The sequence below is a fragment of the Lactivibrio alcoholicus genome (genome assembly GCF_055390895.1).
This window is the reverse complement of record NZ_AP042471.1, coordinates 3,487,455-3,505,993: the sequence shown is the minus strand read 5'-3', so window position 1 is coordinate 3,505,993 and position 18,539 is coordinate 3,487,455. Positions and strand designations below refer to the sequence as shown.

Sequence of the window (18,539 nt, the reverse complement as noted above, 5' to 3'; positions counted from 1 at the left end):
TCCGGACTTTGAGCTTGACGAATTCCCTTTGTGTCTCTATAATCTCTCAGTGCTGGCCGGGCTGGCGGAATGGTAGACGCACGGGACTTAAAATCCTGTGGACGAGAGTCCGTGCGGGTTCGAGTCCCGCGTCCGGCACCAAAGAGGTTGTATATCGCGGGGTGGAGCAGCCAGGAAGCTCGTCGGGCTCATAACCCGAAGGTCGCAGGTTCAAATCCTGCCCCCGCAACCAATCGGCGGTGTAGCTCAGATGGCTAGAGCATGCGGTTCATACCCGCAGTGTCACTGGTTCGATTCCAGTCACCGCCACCATGCTCGTTCGACGGTTCCCGACGAAGGGAGCCGTTTTTTTTTCGCGTCGCAAGGGGCGGAGGTTCCCTTCGGCATTACAGCGCGTAAAGGATTCGTTGCGGAATGAAGTGCGATCGATACGATATGTCCGATGCGTACCTCGAAAAGGAATTTCGAAGCGCCGGGATCCGGCAGGGGTGGTGGGGTGCTCGGGATCCCATGGTGCTCGCCGTGTCGGGCGGAGGCGATTCTGTTGCGCTTCTGTGGTTCTTCAGGATGTTTTGGCCCGGAGAAATCGTCGTTGCTCACGTGGAGCACGGGATTCGCGGGCGATCTTCCGAAGAAGACGCGCTCTTCGTTGCCGAGATCTCCCGCAAATTCGGGGTTCCGTGTTCGATTGTCCATACGGCAGTGCCAAGGCTTCGAAGGCGCGGAGAGACCCTTGAGGAAGGCGCACGGCGAATACGGTATGCGATTCTGGGAATTGTCCGAGAGGAAATAAGCGCTTGGGGCATTGCATTCGGTCATAATGCTGATGATCGGATCGAAACGATGTTGTTGAATCTCTTTCGGGGTACTGGACTTTTCGGATTGGCCGGAATTCCGGAAAGGCGCGGAAGAATTGTGCGGCCGCTTCTCGCGTTTTCACGCGAAAAGTTGCGAAGGATCCTTGAAGAACGTGCCGTTCCATGGCGCGAGGATGAGACGAACAACGATGTGACTTTTTCCCGAAACAGAATTCGGCGTGAGCTTCTGCCGTGGATCGAAAATCGCCTGAACCCAAGGGTCAGGGATCGCCTTTTCGATCTGGCCGAAGAGACGTCAGTCCTTCGTTCGAGAGAAGAGGAACGCGCCGGAGAACTTTTGAGGAATATAGAATGTCTCTCGCCGTTATTTCCGTTCCTTATGAGGAAAAGCGCCTTTTCTGCACTTGCGCCGCATGACAAGCCGTTGCTGTTGAGAGCGATTGGCAGGAAGCTGCGCCTTCGCGCTCTTTCGCGCTCTCGTGTCGGCATCCTTTGCAGATTGTGCGAAAGTGGCGGAAGGTGGACTTTTCAATGGCAGGGCGGATGGGAGGTCTGCTGCGGCGGAGATATGGTGGCGTGGATTCCGGTACCTGTTCCGGGCCCCTTTCCGGTCGAATCCGGTTGGATTCCCTTGCCGGGAGATGTCTTTTCCTGGGGAGGATGGACGTTTGGATTCGCGGGCGGAAATCCGGTGCAGTGGTCCAATACCACGTTTTCCGTGATGCCCGCTGCCGCTATGGTCAGATCCGGGAACAAAGACGCCCAGTGCGTTCCCTGGTTTTGTAGGGAGTATTGGCCGGTTCTGCGGATTGGGGTAAAGTTCTTCGTCCCCTTTTGGCGGGATCCCATGGAGTTGTCCGCCGGAGAAGGACTTTCTGTTGCGATTCGATATAATTCCTGCAGAGAGGTCAGAGTGAACGACGATGATACTTTCTGAGATACTTTTCGATTCGGAGAGGATTCAGCATCGCGTTGGGGAACTCGGGAAGGAGATAAGCCGAGATTATTCGGGCAAGGATCTGGTTGTCGTCGGGATCCTGAAGGGTGCCGTCATTTTCCTGTCGGACCTCGTACGGCGTATTGACGGGACGGTCGGGGTCGCTCTCGATTTCATGGCGGTTTCGTCGTATGGCGACTCGACGAATACGAGCGGCATTGTGCGGATTCTGAAGGACCTCGACAGCAGCATCCGAGGGAAACATGTCCTGATTGTGGAGGACATTGTTGACACGGGACTGACTCTATCATATCTTGTCAAGATGATGCACGAGAGAGAACCGGAAAGCGTTCATGTGTGCGCGCTTCTGGATAAGAAAGAACGGAGAAAAATAGAAGTCGCAGTCCGATACACAGGGTTTGTCATTCCAGATTATTTCGTTGTGGGCTATGGATTGGACTATTCTGGGCGATGGCGGAACGTTCCGTCAATCCATGTTGTAGTGCCTGAAAGGGGAGAGAATGCGTAATTGGGGCGTCTGATGAAGAATCTTGGCCTCTATTTGATATTGATTGTTCTCGTGGTCAGCCTCGTCAACGTTTTTCTGGCTCCTCCGCAGGGCACGCAACAATCTATGGAGGTTTCGTACAGCGCATTTCTTCAGGGTGTCGCCGACGGAACGGTGACATCCGTCGTTATCAGGGAAAATTCGATCAAGGGGCGGTATCGTGACGGTCGGGAGTTCATCTCCTACGTGGCGGAGCCGGCGAAACTTGCGAAGGAGATTTCCGAAAAGGGAGTAACGGTTGAGATCGAGCCTCCCCAGAAAACTCCCTGGTGGGCAAATATGTTGTCATCGCTCTTTCCGACGCTTCTTCTCATAGGTGTCTGGGTCTTTTTCCTGTACAACATGCAGGGAGGCGGCGGCAAAGTGATGAATTTCGCCAAGAGCAAGGCGAAATTGTTTCTTGACAATCGCCCGAAGGTGACGTTCAAGGATGTCGCGGGCTGTGAGGAGTCGAAGCAGGAGCTTCGCGAGGTTGTCGAGTACCTCAAAGATCCCGCAAGGTTTACCGCTCTGGGCGCGAAGGTTCCTCGCGGAGTTCTGCTTCTCGGACCTCCGGGGACCGGAAAAACCCTTCTCGCTCGTGCTTCGGCCGGTGAGGCCGATGTCCCCTTTTTCAGCGTCAGCGGTTCGGATTTCGTCGAGATGTTTGTCGGTGTCGGTGCGGCACGGGTTCGTGATCTTTTCGATCAGGCCAGAAAATATCAGCCGTGCATCGTGTTCATTGATGAAATGGATGCCGTCGGGCGACAGAGAGGCGCCGGTCTCGGCGGAGGCCACGACGAGCGGGAGCAGACGCTGAACCAGCTTCTTGTCGAACTCGATGGTTTCGACGAACAGACAGGAATAATCCTGATCGCCGCGACAAACCGTCCGGATATTCTCGACCCTGCGTTGCTGAGGCCTGGACGTTTCGACCGGCATATCGTCGTCGACAGACCCGACGTCAAGGGACGTGAAGCGATCCTCAAGGTTCATTCCGAAGAGAAAAAACTTGCGCCAGATGTCGATCTCAGTGTCATTGCCAGGAGAACGCCCGGGTTCGTAGGGGCGGATCTGGCGAACCTCGTGAATGAGGCCGCGATACTTGCGGCTCGCGTGGGGAGAAAAGATATCGGAATGAGCGAGTTTGAAGAGGGGATCGACAGAGTCATCGCCGGGCCGGAGCGTCGAAGCCGCGTCGTCAGCGAAAGGGAAAAGCGGATTATTGCGTATCACGAAACCGGGCATGCGCTTGTTGCGAAATTCATTCCCTCAAGCGATCCTGTTCACAAGATTTCGATCATACCGAGAGGTCATATGGCGCTTGGCTTTACGTTGCAGCTGCCTACGGAGGACCGGTTCCTGATGTCGCGCTCGGAGATGATTGACAGGATATGCGGCCTTTTGGGTGGACGTGTCGCCGAGGAAATCAAATTCGGAGACGTGACGACCGGAGCTGGAAACGATCTTGAACGGGCGACGCAAATTGCCCGGCAAATGGTCACTGAATTCGGAATGAGCGAGAAGCTCGGACTCGTCAAGCTGGGACACAAGCACCAGGAGGTCTTCCTCGGACGAGACATCGGCGAGGAAAGAAACTACAGTGACGAGATCGCGTATGAGATCGACAAGGAAATCAAGAAAATAATGGACGAATGTTACTACAAGGTCAGAAACATTCTTGTCGATAACATATCCAAAATGGACTTGGTTGCCGAAGCTTTGCTCGAAAGGGAAATTATAGAGGGGAAGGAGCTTGACGATCTCCTGCAACTGAACGGAGGACGGAGGACTGAGTCCGACGCCGGGGATTCCATTGAAAAACGCCGGACGGAAGAAACGAAGGAAGCTTCTTTGACCTGAGGTATGGGCATGTCCAATGTCTTTTTGTATGGAATGATCGATGCCGGGAGTGGGCTCTTGTGCGCACTCCCGGTCTTCTGTCTTGAAAAACCCGTTTCGCCTGACGCATACTGGGGTGAAAAGAAATGAACCACATCCGTTCGCCGTACTGGGATGCACGTTTTGAACTGAATTCTCCGTGGCCTCCTTCCGGGGATCAGCCACAGGCGATTGAATCGCTGACGTCTGGAATTTTGCGCGGAGATGCGTACCAGACTCTTCTCGGAGTCACCGGAAGCGGAAAAACATTTACCGTCGCGAATGTCGTCGCACGGATTCAGCGGCCAACACTGGTGCTCGCGCACAACAAGACGCTTGCGGCTCAGCTTTACAGTGAATTCAGATCGTTCTTTCCGAACAACGCGGTCCGCTACTTTGTAAGTTATTACGATTATTACCAACCTGAAGCGTATATTCCTTCAACGGACACATTCATCGAAAAAGACGCCTCGATCAACGAGAGAATCGAAAAGCTTCGTCTCGAAGCGACGAAATCCCTTATAGAGCGGCGAGATGTTATCGTCGTTGCCAGTGTCTCGTGCATCTATGGTTTGGGGAAGCGAGCCAACTACGAAGACGCGATTCTGCCATTTTCAGTCGGCGAGGAGTGGGATATACGGTCCTTTCTCGAACGCCTGGTAGATAACTACTACGACAGAAACGACATGGCGCTCGAACCCGGAGCGTTCCGTGTTCGGGGCGATATTGTCGAAGTCTTTCCGTCGACGGGAGAGAGCGCGATCAGAGTGCTTTTCGATGAAGACCGCATCGAACGGATCGATGAAATCGATCCCCTTACGGGACGCTCTCAACGGGCATTGCCGTATGCTTCCATTTTCCCTGCGCAACACTACGTCACAAACAGAAATGCCGTTGAAACTGCGCTTCCCCTGATCGAGGAAGAGATGAAACGACAGGAATCGCTGTTTCTCTCGGAAGGAAAGTTTCTTGAAGCCCAGAGGATTTCCATGCGCACCAGGTACGATATGGAAATGCTTTCTGAGGTCGGCTATTGTTCGGGAATCGAAAATTATTCGAGATATCTCGACGGACGGAGCGCGGGAGAACCACCCGGGACACTTGTCGACTTCTTTCCGGAAGATTTCCTGTTGATTGTCGACGAATCCCATATCACATTGCCGCAGGTTCACGGCATGTTCAACGGAGACAGGGCGAGAAAGCAGGTTCTCGTCGATAACGGATTCCGGCTTCCTTCGTGTCTTGACAACCGCCCGCTGAACTGGCAGGAATTCAGGAGTCGCATGAAGCAGGTCCTTTTCGTCTCGGCGACTCCGGGGGACTGGGAACGAGAGGTGTCGGCGCAAATCGTCGAACAGATCATACGGCCCACGGGAGTACTTGATCCCGAAGTGTGTGTCGTGCCGGCCAAAGGACAGATCGACGATCTCGTCGAGCGTCTCCGTGTCATCGAGGAAAAGGGAGAGCGCGCTCTCGTGACGACCCTGACGAAACGCTCGGCGGAGGATGTTGCGGAATACCTCCAGGAACTCCGGATAAAGGTTCGGTACATACATTCCGAGTTCAATGCGTTCGAGCGTGCGGAACTGATCCGGGATCTTCGCGCCGGAACTGTCTCGGTCCTCGTCGGCGTCAACCTCCTGCGGGAGGGGATGGATATGCCCGAAGTGTCGCTGGTCGCGATACTCGATGCCGACAGGGAGGGCTTTCTCAGATCGCATCGTTCGCTCATACAGATGATGGGAAGAGCGGCTCGCAACACGCAGGGAATCGTCGTCTTGTATGCGGATGAAGAAACGGAAAGCATCCGATCCGCAACTGAAGAAACGCTTCGGAGACGGCGAAAACAGCAGGAGTACAACGAAGTTCACGGAATTACGCCGGAAACGGTCCGTAAGGATATCGTTTCGCTTCTTCCCGAGGAATACCATGAAAGGAACCGCGTCGCCCAGAAGGGTGCCGGAGAGAACGAAACAACGATCGGAGAGTTGGAAAGACTGATGTGGCAAGCCGTGGAAAAGCTCGATTTCGAACGGGCTGCCGAATTGCGGGATGCCATACTCTCTCGAAAAGGAGGAACAGAACGGAGTGACGGACTGGATTCGAATTCGAGGAGCCCGGGAACACAATCTCAAAAACGTCGACATCGATATTCCAAGAAATAAGCTCGTTGTCATTACGGGCCCTTCCGGTTCGGGGAAATCGTCGCTGGCGTTCGATACATTGTATGCCGAGGGACAACGCCGTTATGTCGAATCCCTGTCGTCGTACGCGCGACAATTTCTGGGTATTCAGGGAAAGCCCGACGTCGACGATATATCCGGTTTGTCGCCGGCGATCTCCATCGAACAGAAGGGTGCCTCCCACAACCCGCGATCGACGGTCGGGACCGTTACGGAAATATACGATTACCTTCGCCTGGTTTTCGGCCGTATCGGAATACCGTACTGTCCGGAATGCGGGAAACCTGTAATCAGATATTCTCTCGATGAGATAATTAAAGGTATTTTTGATGAATTCGAGGGAAAGAAGATCGAAATCCTCGCACCGCTCGTACGGGGAAAGAAGGGGGAGTTTCGAAACCTTCTGACCCAGACGCGCGAGAAGGGATTTCTTCGTGTCCGGGTCGACGGCAATGTTCTTTGGCTCGAGGAGGATATCCCGCTTGAGAAGAACAAACGGCATACGATCGAGGTGATTGTCGACCGCGTCCTGGCGGTTCGCGACAGAAGAGGACGAATCGCGGAGGCGATCGAGAACGCAATCTCGCTCAGCGGTGGAATCGTCATGATTCTCGGGGAGGACGGAACTGTAAAAACCGTATCCTCGAACTTCGTGTGTCCCGATTGCGGTATCGCGATGCCGGATATCGAGCCACGCCTTTTTTCCTTTAACGCTCCGGATGGCGCGTGCAAAGATTGTAGCGGACTCGGGAGCCACGAATTCTTCTCCGAAGAGCTCTCGATCGATTCGGACCGTTCGATTCCGGACGGGGCGATCTTGCCGTGGAAAAAGAAGCACTACATGCTTTCAAAACTCCAGCATTTCGTCGAGAAATATTCGTGGGATCTATCACTTCCCTTTTCGAAGCTGCCGGAAGATGTCCGGCGTTTTGTGGTTCACGGGTCGGATGAGCGCGTGCCGATGCTTTTCAAGGACGGAAGCGAATCGAAGGTTTACATGGGAAGATACGAAGGGCTGCTGCCGTGGCTCGAAAATCGCTGGAGGGATACGGAGTCCGAAAATGTCAAGGAAGAACTCGAGGGATACCGTGTCGAGGACGCATGCGCCTCGTGCGGAGGATTGCGGCTCTGTCCGGAAGCTCTCAACGTGAAGGTCCACGGGTGCAGTATCGGCGAGCTGGTTCTCATGTCGATCAACGACCTTCTCGTTCTTTTGCGCGATATCGACTGGACCACTCACGAAACCGCGATTGTCGGACAGGCGATTCAGGAAATCCGGAAAAGGCTTTCGTTTATCTGCGATGTCGGTGTCGGGTATCTTTCCCTTCACCGGCGCGCCGATACACTAAGCGGGGGAGAAAGCCAGCGTATTCGTCTGGCGACTCAGATAGGATCCAAACTCAGCGGTGTCATGTATGTGCTCGACGAACCCACCATAGGTCTCCACTCGCGCGATACGTCGCGACTCGTCCGGACGCTTCTTGCCATCAGAGATCTCGGGAACAGCGTCATCGTGGTCGAACATGATCGGGAGACCATGGTGGCCGCCGATTCGATCGTGGAAATGGGGCCGGCCGCCGGAGAACTCGGAGGCCGGGTCATATCCAGCGGATCGTTCGAAGATGTCTCCCGTACGGAGTTCCTCACGGGGCCATATTTGCGCGGTGAACAGACCGGCATCGTGCGACGGAAAAGGACCAGGACTCCATCCGGATGGCTGACCGTGCAGGGAGCTGCGCACAATAATCTGAAAAATATAGATGTCCGGATTCCTCACGGGGTGTTTACCTGTATCAGCGGCGTTTCAGGATCGGGGAAGAGCAGTTTCGTCTACGACGTGCTGTACAAGGGACTCCGGAGAATTCTCGACAGGGATTATCGGGAGCGTGCCGGAACACATCGGGCGATATGCGGCGGGGAACACTTCCGGAATGTCGTTCTCGTCGATCAGAGCCCGATCGGGAGGACGCCGAGGTCGAATCCTGCGACGTATACTGGCGTTTTTTCTCTTATCAGGGATCTCTTTGCCGAACTTCCTGAAGCGAAGGTCCGTGGATACAAACCCGGACGTTTCAGCTTCAATGTCCGCGGAGGACGGTGCGAGGCATGCGGCGGCGCCGGATCAGTGAAGGTCTCGATGCTGTTCCTTCCGGATGTTTACGTTCCGTGTGAGGTGTGCGGAGCAAGCCGCTACAACAGAGAAACGCTCGATGTAACGTACAAGGGACATTCGATAGCCGACGTACTGGCGATGACCGTGGATGACGCAGTCGCCTTTTTTGGGGATCTTCCGGCGATTTCCATGAAACTTTCGGTGATACAGGATGCGGGGTTGGGGTATATACACCTTGGCCAGTCTGCCCTGACACTGAGCGGAGGAGAGGCGCAGCGCGTCAAGCTCGCGAAGGAACTTGGGAAACGCTTTTCCGGGCCGACACTGTACCTTATGGACGAGCCGACGACGGGACTCTACTACACCGATATCAGAAAACTTCTGGAAATCATCAACAGGATCGTCGATAACGGGAATACGGTTGTGATGATCGAACATAATCTCGATGTGCTCTTATCAGCGGATTATCTCATCGACTTGGGGCCCGAGGGAGGAAACGGCGGAGGACGGCTCGTCGACGAGGGATCTCCGGACCGGCTTATCGCGTCCGGTAAAGGGTATACCGCGTCGTATCTTCGGCAGTATGGAAAGGATCGGATGAAGTGAGACGGAACGATGGGGAAATCAGACGAAACGAAGGCGACAGCGCCCCCGATCTCTGCTGGGGAAGACAACCGATCAGAGATCTTCTCGAAAAGACTCCTGAATACGGATTGCGGGTTCTTCTTTCTTCCCGGCTTTCGCCGGCACAAACCTCAGAGTTCCGTATCCTTGCGTCGGCAGCCGGAATCCCTGTCGATACGGTTGATCCTGCGTTCCTCGAACGGGAATGCGGAACGACGGCGACGCAAGGAATTGCGGCTCGCATTTCGCCGATTCCCTGTCGTTCGCTGGAATGGCTGCTAAAGGCCGAGAACGGGAAAGAAGCCTCGTTGTTGGTCCTTCTGGACCATATTCAGGATCCTCATAACCTTGGTGCCGTTGTGAGAACCGCTGAAGCTGCCGGAGCGAGCGCGGTTCTTTTTCCCAGAAGACGATCCGCGCTGCCTGGGGGTATCGCCGTAAAGACCAGTGCGGGGGCGATCCTGAGGGTTCCGATGGTTTCCGTGCAGAATGTGGCTGCATGCATCGGCGAGCTGCAACAGGAAGGGTATTGGGTAAGCGTTCTCGATATGGATGGGGAGCGCGCTCTCTGGGATACGAAACTATCCGGCCGTTGCGTTCTTGTGATCGGGGCGGAGGGAGAAGGTGTTTCCCGGCTTGTATCGCAGCGGGCTGACGAACGACTGCGTATTCCGATATCCGGGGAAACCGGATCGTTGAATGCCGGGGTTGCCGGAGCCCTCGGGATGTTTCACTGGGTACGCGAATGGACGGGAAGGACACGAACGGGAGATGAGTGATATGGGCATAGTCCGGAGAATTGGAATTCTCGGTATTGGAGCCTTGGGAGGGGCGGTGGCGCAGGGACTTCTTCAGAAGGGGATCAGCGTGTCTGTCTTTGATACGGACGAGACGAAGAAGAAGCATTTCGCTTCTCTTGGGGCAGAGATCGGTAAAAACGCCGAAGAGCTGTGTTCGGGATGCGATATCCTTTGTATCGCGATCAAACCGAACATCTTTTTCCAGGTGCTTTCGCCGCTCAGGAATGTCCTCGCCGGGAAGCTCTGTATTTCCCTCGCCGGAGGTGTTTCTCTTGAGGCGCTTGTGAACGCATTGCCGGAAATCCGATGGGGAAGGGCCATGACCAATATATGTGCCGCAGTCAATAGGGCCTTTACCGGATATGTCCTTCCCGATAATGCGACCGGAGAAGAGACCGATTTTCTTGAAACCGCTTTCGGGACGCTTGGCGAGGCCATCTCGTTGCCGGAGCATCTTTTCAACGCGATCACGGCGATCTCGGGTTCCGGCCCAGCATTCTTCTTCTCGTTTCTTGAATCGTTTCTCCTTGGCGGAGTGCGGCTTGGACTCCCTTCAGCCCTTGCGCTGAAAGCCGCGTCATGGACGGCGGCTGGTTCCGCCGAACTCCTGCTGCGAAGCGGCAAACACCCTGCAGTCCTGCGTGACGAAGTGTCAACTCCGGGTGGAACGACGATCGAAGGGATAACCGCCTTACTTGAAGGAGGTGTTCCCGCTTCAATCGTTCGGTGTCTGACGAAGACCGCCGAAAAAAGCGGAGCCATGTCAGGGAAGGGTGCGGGAAAGTCCGTCGACTGAACACGTGAAAAAAGAATTCGGATCAGCGTTGACAAGAAGTGCGCGGGCCTGTAGAATCTCTTTTCGTTGGGTGGTTAGTTCAGAGGAAGAACGCTTCCTTGACGCGGAAGAGGTCAGAGGTTCGAGTCCTCTACCACCCACCATAGTAAACCCGAGGGCGCCGTAAGGCGCCTTTTTTGTTTTGCGGGGGTGAGTACAGTGATACTCGGAATAGGCGCCGATTTGTGCAGTATAACGCGAATGACGCGCGCTCTGCAGTCCGCCCATTTTCGGGATTCGATCTTTCACGAAGAAGAGATCTCCTATGCGGCAAAGCAGGCGCTTCCGGCGCGACATTTCGCGTCTTCTTTCGCGGCGCGGGAAGCCCTTGCGAAAGCGACGGGAATAACGACGTTCGTAATCGTCATGAAAGGTGCCTGGGTTGTCAGGACTGAAAATGGACCGTGTTTTCGCTATAATTCAAACGTATCTTCCCTCCTGCGGGAGAAGGGAATTCGAAAAGCGTGGCTTACGATGAGCCATGAAGGCGATTTTGCGATGGCATGTGTCGTCGTCGAGGGAGATTACAGCGACCGATGAAATATTTCGATCCCGCTCGTGTCAGAGAAGCCGATGCAATCGCGTTCCAACGGTACGGTATGCCGGGTGTGCTGCTTATGGAGAATGCCGGCAGGTCGGTGGCGGATGAAATCGTGTCCGCTTTTCCGCAATGTCGGAGTGTCTGTGTCCTCTGCGGTCCCGGAAACAATGGGGGTGACGGCTTTGTGGTCGCTCGCCATCTCGCCGTGCGGCGGATGGATGTTCGTGTTCTTGTCGCCTGTCCCGTGGAAAAGTACCGGGGCGACTCACGATATCACGGAAACATTCTCTCCGGAATGGGGATCCCTCTGGAAGAAAGCGAACACCTCGGAGACGGCGATGTCGAAACTCTGATATCGCATTCGGATGTTTGCGTCGATTCACTTCTCGGCACGGGGGCCATGGGAGAACCGCGCGGAGAGATCTCGCGTCTTATCACTTTCTCCCTGAACGCCCGACGCGTTGTGTCGGTCGATATCCCTAGCGGGATCGATCCGACGACGGGAAACGTCTTTACTCCATGTGTCCGGGCTGACCTCACAGTGACGTTGCTTGCCGCGAAAAGCGGTCTGGCCGTGCTTCCGGCGCGGAAGGCAGCCGGACGTATCGTTGTCGGCACAATTGGAATCGGTGAAAAACATATTCTGGATACTGAACCGACTATTCTTGACGTGGGAGAAGAAATTTTCAGAAGTCGTTTTCCGGAAACAGGTTTCTCGTGCCACAAATACAAAAAAGGCGTTTTACTCGTTGTAGCCGGCTCCGAAGAATATTCGGGAGCTCCTATCCTCTGCGTGCATGGAGCGTTGCGTTCTGGCGTAGGAGTTGTACACCTCATTTCGACCGAAGGTGCCGTCTCGGCGTGTATATCGCGCTTTCCCGAGGCGATCTGCAGGAGCGTACCGCCGGATGTGGATGAATTCCGGCTCCTCGAAGAGCATGTGGCAAGCAGTACCGCTCTTGTTTGCGGCCCCGGGATCGGCAGAAAGGATAGCGGGAGGGCGTGGACCGAAGCCTCGTGGAGGCAGAGGGGGCTCCCCGTGGTGTTTGACGGGGACGCGCTCTTCTGGCTTTCATCGGGAGGGATGGTTTCCGAGAGGCGTCCGGATGTCCTTCTGACGCCCCACGAGGGAGAGGCGGCGCGTCTCCTGAATACCACCGCGGACAAAATCCGCAGCGATAGAATCGGTGCGGCGAGGAAGATTTCGAAGCTCTACGGACCAGTGTTGCTGAAGGGGTGGACGACAGTTGTGGACGACGGGAAACGAGCCGCGGTAATTTGCGGAGGCTCTCCGGCTCTCTCCGTTGCGGGATCCGGTGATGTTCTTTCAGGGTGTGCGGGGAGCATGCTCGCGTTCGGAATGGCACCATACGAAGCCGGGTGCGCCTCGGCGTGGATTCACGGAAAGAGCGGCGCGAAATGGGAGGAGCGTTTCGGCACGATCGGGATGCTTGCTGGAGAAATTGCAGAGGAATTTCCGGGAGTTATCGCAGGAATAAGAGGAAAAAACGACAATGCGTCGTCGTCGAATCGACTGGGATGAAGAGATACGGAAAACCGAACAGATCCGTCGAAAAGGCTTGAAGAACACTGCTCTCGGCTGCATTATGTCGTTTCTGCTGCTCGTCGGAGTCAGAAGAATGCATCCGAAGTTGCTTCAGGCAGGCGGAATGCTTTCCTTTCTCCTTGTTGCTGTCGCGACGGTGTTGCTCATCGTCATTCTGTTTCGTCGTTCCGGAAGGAAGAGGGATTCGTAAGATGGAAAAGTACTTTCTTAGTATCGTCTCGGATTCTTCGGAGATGACATTATCCTTCGGAAGTTTTTTTTCAGGATATATCGAAAGGGATCTGTGCATCCTCCTGCGGGGCGATCTCGGTTCGGGAAAGACGGTCTTCACGCGGGGACTGGCGCAAGGGTTAGGGTTCTATGCGGTCCGCAGTCCGTCATTCACACTCGTTCACGAATATCCGACGAAACCGCGCCTGATTCATGTAGATCTGTACCGTATTGAAGAGGGACTGGAAAACGATTTGGTGCTCGATGAATTCATCGATAACGGCGACGTTCTTGTCGTCGAATGGCCGGAACGGGCAGACGGCCTTCCTGGAAAGAACAAATGGTTTTTCGATTTTTTTCAGCGGGAACGGCGGAACGAACGGCTGATCCGCTGGGGCATCGAGGGGCGCCGGGCGGAAGAAGTTATACATGCGATTGTCACGGAACTGGAGGATCGACGGTGGGCCTATACCTTGGAATAGACTGCAGCATGAGATGGACCAACATGGGGTTATCGGATGAAAGCGGCGTTCTGGTTGAAATGAATGTGAATGCTGGGAAGAGACAGGCCTCGTTGTTGCCCGGAATGCTTTCTTCCCTGATGAGTTTTGGGAACGTGAGTATATCCGATATCACTGTCCTTGGAGTGACTGTCGGCCCCGGCTTCTTTACCGGAATCAGGATCGGGATGGCGTTTGCCGTCGCGCTTGCGTTTGCATCGGAAAAACAAATCGTTGCGATCGATTCGCTTGAGGTGATGGTGCAGTCGGCGGGGAAAACGGGCGAGATTGTCGCTCCTGTTTTGAAGGCGTCGCGGGGAAATCTTTTTGGAGCGGCGTACAGGATCGAATGCGGGGGAGCGATGCCCTTGTGCGACATTCGCTGTTGTTCTCCGCAGGAATTCTGCCGCGGCCTTGAGAAGATGGGAGCGGCGTACAGGATTCTGGCTCAGGATAAGGAATCGTATGACGGGTTGTTCACCGGGTCGAGTTCCGATATCTGTTATTCATTCGGTCGTCCGGGAGGTGGGGCTGTTTCGGAGCTCTGCCGCAAGAAAAAAAATGAGGCGGTGTGTCCTTCTGAGATTCGTGCAAAGTATCACAGGGCGCCCGATGTCGGGAAGGGATAGTGAGAGGCGGAAGCTTTTTCCCGATTTTTTGTCATAAATTTCCCTAAAATACATCATATCTCATGCGAAAAATAGAGTGACGACCCTTGAACGCGGAATGCTAAGAAGTTATTCTTACACCGAGGCTAATTCGTATTATTCAGGAACTCGGCAATCGGGAAATGGAGGAATACAAAATGTCCGCGAGCCGTTTCGAGGTAATTGTGAACACGAGTTGGTGTAAAGGATGTGAGCTGTGCATCGGGATATGTCCGAAGAAGGTTCTTGTCCTGAACGACCGAATGAAGGCGGATCCGGTCCACATCGACAAATGCATCGGGTGTCACCAGTGCGAGAATACGTGTCCGGATATGGCCATCACGGTGAGGGAGGCTGGGGAAAATGCCTGAGGTTGCCTTCTGGCAGGGGAACGAGGCGCTTGCGTACGGTGCTTTGGCGGCGGGATGCCGGTTTTTTGGAGGCTACCCGATAACGCCTTCTTCGGAAATCGCGGAGATTATGGCGGAGGAACTGCCCAAGCTGAACGGACGATTCATTCAGATGGAAGATGAAATCGCCGGGATCGCCTCGGTCATCGGTGCCTCGATCACCGGCATGAAATCCCTTACGGCGACATCGGGGCCCGGTTTCTCGCTGAAACAGGAAAATCTTGGCCTCGCATATATCGCGGAGGTTCCGATGGTTCTTGTTGATGTCATGCGAGGGGGGCCTTCGACAGGAACACCGACCAAAGGAGGACAACAGGATGTCATGCAGGCCCGCTGGGGAACCCATGGCGATCATGCGAGTATTTGTTACGCTCCGTCCTCCGCGCAGGAATGCTACGAAATCGCGATCCATGCCTTCAACAACGCTGAAAGATTCAGGCAACCTGTTCTCATACTCAGCGACGAAGTCATTGCGCATATGAGAGAAAAAGTTCTCGTTCCGGAAAAGGAAAGTATCGAGATCGTCAACAGAAAGCGTCCCGTGGATGTGCCGGAGAAGTTCGTTCCGTATCGGCCGGACCCGAAAGACGATCTGCCCTGTATGGCGTCCTTCGGTGACGGATATACTTGGCACGTTACGGGGCTGACGCATAACGACTGGGGGTTCCCGACCAACAATCCCGAGGAGATCGAAAAGAACATAAACAGGCTCATGCGCAAGGTCGACCGTTTCCGGGATGAGATTGTCCGATACGAAACGGAGTACACAGATGATGCGGATGTCGTGGTTCTTGCGTACGGAAGTGTTGCCCGGTCCGCGAGGAGAGCGGTCCGGGATGCCCGGAGGCGTGATATAAAAGCTGGATTCTTCCGGCCGATTACGTTGTGGCCGTTTCCCGACAAGGAGCTCGAAAAGCTCGCAAGACGCGTGCGTACGATAATCGTTCCGGAGATGAACTGCGGACAAATGGTTCTGGAAGTCGAACGTGCTACGAAGGGGAAGGCAAAGATTGTTCAGCAATCCCTCGTGAACGGAGAGCTTTTCAAGCCCAAAGATATCCTGAAAGTTATCGAGGAGGTGGCGTAATTATGCCGAGTCCAGAAGTGATGTCCTGGCTTCGCACCCGTTTCTTCCCGCACATCTGGTGCCCCGGGTGTGGTCACGGTATCATTATGCACTCTTTGTTACGGGCGCTCGTTTCTCTCGAGAAAAAAAGGAGTGAGACCGTTATCGCTTCGGGGATCGGCTGTTCGAGCCGTATGGCGGGATATATCGACGCGTGCACGATGCACACCACGCATGGAAGATCCCTTGCCTTCGCCACCGGCATCAAGCTTTCGAATCCGTCATTGACCGTTGTCGATGTGATGGGCGACGGCGACTGCTCGGCGATCGGAGGAAACCACTTCATTCATGCGTGTCGCCGGAACATCGATATAACGGCGATCGTCATGAACAACAATATATATGGAATGACTGGCGGGCAGGCCTCCCCGACGACACCGAGGGGATCGCTTGCGACGACTGCGCCGTATGGCGCCATCGAACCGAATTTCGACATCTGCAGACTGGCCGAGGGGGCCGGCGCTTCCTATGTGGCAAGAGCGACGATAGCGAATCCCAAACAGGCGGAAACGTTTATCAAGAAGGGTATTCAAAAGAAGGGGTTTTCCGTTATCGAGATCGTCAGCAGCTGTCATACGCAGTATGGTCGTCGAAATAAGAGAAGGACTCCTATCGAAAACATCAACTTCTTCAAGGAAAATTCCGTGGCGTTTGAGAAATCGAAAACGATGACTCGGGAAGAGCTTGAGGGAAAAATCATCATTGGAGAGTTTGTAAATAAGGATGTACCTGAGTACACGGATCAGTATCTGGCGTTGATTTCCAGAGTCCAGGGAAGAGGAGAAAGCCGATGAGATACGAAATTCGCTTTGCCGGATCCGGCGGACAGGGAGTGATTCTTGCTGCCCTCATCGCAGGAGAGGCGGCTGCTCTTTTCGAAGACGGGCTGTATGTCGTGCAGTCGCAGTCGTATGGACCGGAAGCCCGTGGAGGAAAATCGAAGGCCGAGGTCGTCATCTCGACCGAACCTGTTGATTACCCGAAGGCGGTCTCGCCGAATCTTCAGGTTATCCTGACCCAGCAGGCCTGTGAGGAATTCTCGCTTGAAACATTGCCCGGCGGGAGGATAATATTCGACGATTTCTTTGTTACGAGTTTCCCGCAGGTTGATGCGTACCTCTACCATCTTCCGATAGTGCGGACTGCGAGAGAAAAGATCGGAAGAGAGCTTGTGACGAATATGGTGGCTCTTGGAACCGTTGCGAGAGTCCTAGAGCTGGAGAAGATCGTCAGTCCCGATTCGATCAGGAAGGCGATTTGCGCGCGCGTCCCGAAGGGAACGGAAGAGTTGAATGCGCGTGCATTTGATGAGGGGTATCTTCTCTTCAAATCGAGCCTGCATCTGTAGGTGGTCCGGAAAAGAATGCAAAGCCGCCGACGAAGTCGGCGGCTTTTTTTGAGAGGTTGTCGACAGTGAAAACAGAAAACCGGGTTGTTGCAATCGAATCGGTCAGCAGCGACGGAAGGGGACTGACCCATCTAAAAAACGGGAAAGTCCTCTTCGTTGAAGGCGCGCTTCCCGATGAAGAAGTCGAAGTGGCCGTTACGCGCGAGACTCGCGACTACGCCGTTGCTCAAGTCGTCCGTTATCTCTCGCAGGAAAGGCGGCGTTGTGTTCCGGCGTGCAGGTGGTACGAAACCTGCGGTGGATGCAATCTCCAGCACGCGACGTATGAACTGCAACTTCAGCTGAAAACGCGTATCGTCAAAGATGCGTTCCAAAGAATCGCTGGAATGGAGCCGATTCATGGGACTGACGAATGTATTGCGAGCCCGAGGGCCTGGAAATACAGAAACAAGGCGTCATTCCCCGTCCGAAAAACCACGAAAGGTGTGAAAACAGGTTTTTTTCGGGAAAAGACGCACGACATTGTCCCTCTTGATGCGTGTTCCGTTATTGACGGCGGACTCGAGTCCCTCTTTCGCAATATCTCCGGGACGCTCCCGCGTTTCCCGATTGCACCGTACGATGAAAAAAGGCATTCCGGATTGTTGAGGCACATTGTATTGCGTTCGGGAACGTTTACCGGGGATATCGTTCTCGGGCTTGTTTGCAGGCAGATGCCTGACGCCGCTGCCATTGATGCTTTGCGTGCTTTCCTCGGCTCCGAAGAGGTTATCCCGCGTGGCGTGTGTATCAATATAAATCCTGATCGTTCGAACGTCATACTTGGAGCCGAAATACGGAAGATATCAGGTGAAATTTCCATCCGGGAGCGCCTCGGCCATTTTCTTTATCGGTACGGTATTGCGGATTTCTTTCAGGTCAACAGTTTTCAGGCGAAGCGACTGTACGAGTATGCTGCGGCGGAAGCCGGCGATGGCGCGAATCTCCTGGAACTTTATTCCGGAATAGGATCTTTGACGATGTATCTTGCACGACACTTCCGGAAGGTTGTGGCTGTCGAGGAATGGCCTTCGGCCGCTGCTGCGATTCTGCAGACATGTGAGATCAACGGAATCCGAAATGTTACGGCGGTGACGGGGTGCGCGGAAGATACGGTCGGCGGCATGACGGATTCCTTCGAAACTGTCCTGGTCGATCCGCCGCGAACCGGGTGCGATCGTGTGGTGCTGGAAGAGCTCGGAAAGAAGCTGAGACCTGCGAAAATCGTTTACGTTTCGTGCAATCCGGCGACCCTTTCCCGGGATATTCGTATTCTGAGCGAAAATGGATACGGATTTCTCAAGGCACGACCGTTCGATATGTTTCCACAAACGACGCATGTCGAATGCGTTGCGACATTGATTCGAAAGAACTCCTCCGCATAGAGGAAGTCGCGCTTTTTATGATCCTTTG

Annotated in this window: 16 protein-coding genes and 4 tRNA genes; all 20 read left to right on the top strand. The window is 54.4% G+C overall.

Translation table 11 applies throughout. The features are described 5' to 3' along the window. The first annotated feature begins 55 nt into the window (after nucleotides 1–55). The 20 genes from ACZ5IU_RS16310 to rlmD all read left to right on the top strand — a co-directional run bounded on the left by ACZ5IU_RS16310 (nucleotide 56) and on the right by rlmD (nucleotide 18,511). Nucleotides 56–141, top strand: a tRNA-Leu gene (locus ACZ5IU_RS16310). Nucleotides 142–155: 14 nt separating this feature from the next. Continuing rightward, nucleotides 156–232, top strand: a tRNA-Met gene (locus ACZ5IU_RS16305). Between the two features lie 3 nt (nucleotides 233–235). Next, nucleotides 236–312, top strand: a tRNA-Met gene (locus ACZ5IU_RS16300). Between the two features lie 102 nt (nucleotides 313–414). Then, nucleotides 415–1,755: a tRNA lysidine(34) synthetase TilS gene (gene tilS / locus ACZ5IU_RS16295; protein WP_464419201.1), complete on the top strand. Its 1,341-nt coding sequence runs from the start codon at nucleotides 415–417 to the stop codon at nucleotides 1,753–1,755. Beyond that, on the top strand, nucleotides 1,742–2,284 hold the full coding sequence (gene hpt / locus ACZ5IU_RS16290) for a hypoxanthine phosphoribosyltransferase (protein ID WP_464419199.1): 543 nt from the start codon (nucleotides 1,742–1,744) through the stop codon (nucleotides 2,282–2,284). The genes tilS and hpt overlap by 14 nt, the downstream gene beginning before the upstream one ends. Next, on the top strand, nucleotides 2,285–4,165 hold the full coding sequence (gene ftsH / locus ACZ5IU_RS16285) for an ATP-dependent zinc metalloprotease FtsH (protein ID WP_464419197.1): 1,881 nt from the start codon (nucleotides 2,285–2,287) through the stop codon (nucleotides 4,163–4,165). It abuts the gene before it with no gap. A 125-nt stretch (nucleotides 4,166–4,290) separates the two neighbouring features. Continuing rightward, on the top strand, nucleotides 4,291–6,348 hold the full coding sequence (uvrB, locus tag ACZ5IU_RS16280) for an excinuclease ABC subunit UvrB (protein WP_464419195.1): 2,058 nt from the start codon (nucleotides 4,291–4,293) through the stop codon (nucleotides 6,346–6,348). Next, a complete protein-coding gene (gene uvrA, locus ACZ5IU_RS16275) occupies nucleotides 6,272–9,085 on the top strand; it encodes an excinuclease ABC subunit UvrA (RefSeq protein WP_464419193.1) in 2,814 nt (937 codons plus the stop codon). Before uvrB ends, uvrA begins: the two co-directional genes overlap by 77 nt. Beyond that, nucleotides 9,082–9,882: a 23S rRNA (guanosine(2251)-2'-O)-methyltransferase RlmB gene (gene rlmB, locus ACZ5IU_RS16270; RefSeq protein ID WP_464419191.1), complete on the top strand. Its 801-nt coding sequence runs from the start codon at nucleotides 9,082–9,084 to the stop codon at nucleotides 9,880–9,882. The genes uvrA and rlmB overlap by 4 nt, the downstream gene beginning before the upstream one ends. A gap of 1 nt (nucleotide 9,883) precedes the next feature. Continuing rightward, nucleotides 9,884–10,699 carry a pyrroline-5-carboxylate reductase gene (gene proC / locus ACZ5IU_RS16265; RefSeq protein WP_464419189.1) on the top strand — a complete coding sequence of 272 codons (816 nt, stop codon included), beginning with the start codon at nucleotides 9,884–9,886 and terminating at the stop codon, nucleotides 10,697–10,699. Nucleotides 10,700–10,767: 68 nt separating this feature from the next. Continuing rightward, nucleotides 10,768–10,842, top strand: a tRNA-Val gene (locus ACZ5IU_RS16260). Between the two features lie 97 nt (nucleotides 10,843–10,939). Beyond that, on the top strand, nucleotides 10,940–11,278 hold the full coding sequence (locus tag ACZ5IU_RS16255) for a holo-ACP synthase (protein ID WP_464421976.1): 339 nt from the start codon (nucleotides 10,940–10,942) through the stop codon (nucleotides 11,276–11,278). Beyond that, complete coding sequence (locus tag ACZ5IU_RS16250; RefSeq protein WP_464419187.1) at nucleotides 11,242–12,822, top strand: NAD(P)H-hydrate dehydratase; 1,581 nt, start codon at nucleotides 11,242–11,244, stop codon at nucleotides 12,820–12,822. The genes ACZ5IU_RS16255 and ACZ5IU_RS16250 overlap by 37 nt, the downstream gene beginning before the upstream one ends. Nucleotides 12,823–13,079: 257 nt before the next feature. Continuing rightward, the gene (tsaE, locus tag ACZ5IU_RS16245) at nucleotides 13,080–13,538 is read left to right on the top strand and encodes a tRNA (adenosine(37)-N6)-threonylcarbamoyltransferase complex ATPase subunit type 1 TsaE (RefSeq protein ID WP_464419185.1); all 459 of its coding nucleotides are present in this window, start codon (nucleotides 13,080–13,082) and stop codon (nucleotides 13,536–13,538) included. A gap of 8 nt (nucleotides 13,539–13,546) precedes the next feature. Continuing rightward, a complete protein-coding gene (tsaB, locus tag ACZ5IU_RS16240) occupies nucleotides 13,547–14,185 on the top strand; it encodes a tRNA (adenosine(37)-N6)-threonylcarbamoyltransferase complex dimerization subunit type 1 TsaB (RefSeq protein ID WP_464421973.1) in 639 nt (212 codons plus the stop codon). A 161-nt stretch (nucleotides 14,186–14,346) separates the two neighbouring features. Next, entirely contained in the window at nucleotides 14,347–14,574 is a 228-nt protein-coding gene (locus ACZ5IU_RS16235; RefSeq protein ID WP_464419183.1) for a 4Fe-4S dicluster domain-containing protein, read from the top strand. Beyond that, nucleotides 14,567–15,700, top strand: coding sequence for a 2-oxoacid:acceptor oxidoreductase subunit alpha (locus ACZ5IU_RS16230; RefSeq protein ID WP_464419181.1), 1,134 nt, complete (start codon nucleotides 14,567–14,569; stop codon nucleotides 15,698–15,700). The genes ACZ5IU_RS16235 and ACZ5IU_RS16230 overlap by 8 nt, the downstream gene beginning before the upstream one ends. 2 nt (nucleotides 15,701–15,702) lie before the next feature. Next, nucleotides 15,703–16,533 carry a 2-oxoacid:ferredoxin oxidoreductase subunit beta gene (locus ACZ5IU_RS16225; RefSeq protein ID WP_464419179.1) on the top strand — a complete coding sequence of 277 codons (831 nt, stop codon included), beginning with the start codon at nucleotides 15,703–15,705 and terminating at the stop codon, nucleotides 16,531–16,533. Then, nucleotides 16,530–17,087: a 2-oxoacid:acceptor oxidoreductase family protein gene (locus ACZ5IU_RS16220; protein ID WP_464419177.1), complete on the top strand. Its 558-nt coding sequence runs from the start codon at nucleotides 16,530–16,532 to the stop codon at nucleotides 17,085–17,087. Before ACZ5IU_RS16225 ends, ACZ5IU_RS16220 begins: the two co-directional genes overlap by 4 nt. 65 nt (nucleotides 17,088–17,152) lie before the next feature. Beyond that, nucleotides 17,153–18,511, top strand: a complete 1,359-nt coding sequence (rlmD, locus tag ACZ5IU_RS16215; RefSeq protein WP_464419175.1) for a 23S rRNA (uracil(1939)-C(5))-methyltransferase RlmD — start codon at nucleotides 17,153–17,155, stop codon at nucleotides 18,509–18,511. Nucleotides 18,512–18,539 lie beyond the last annotated feature (28 nt).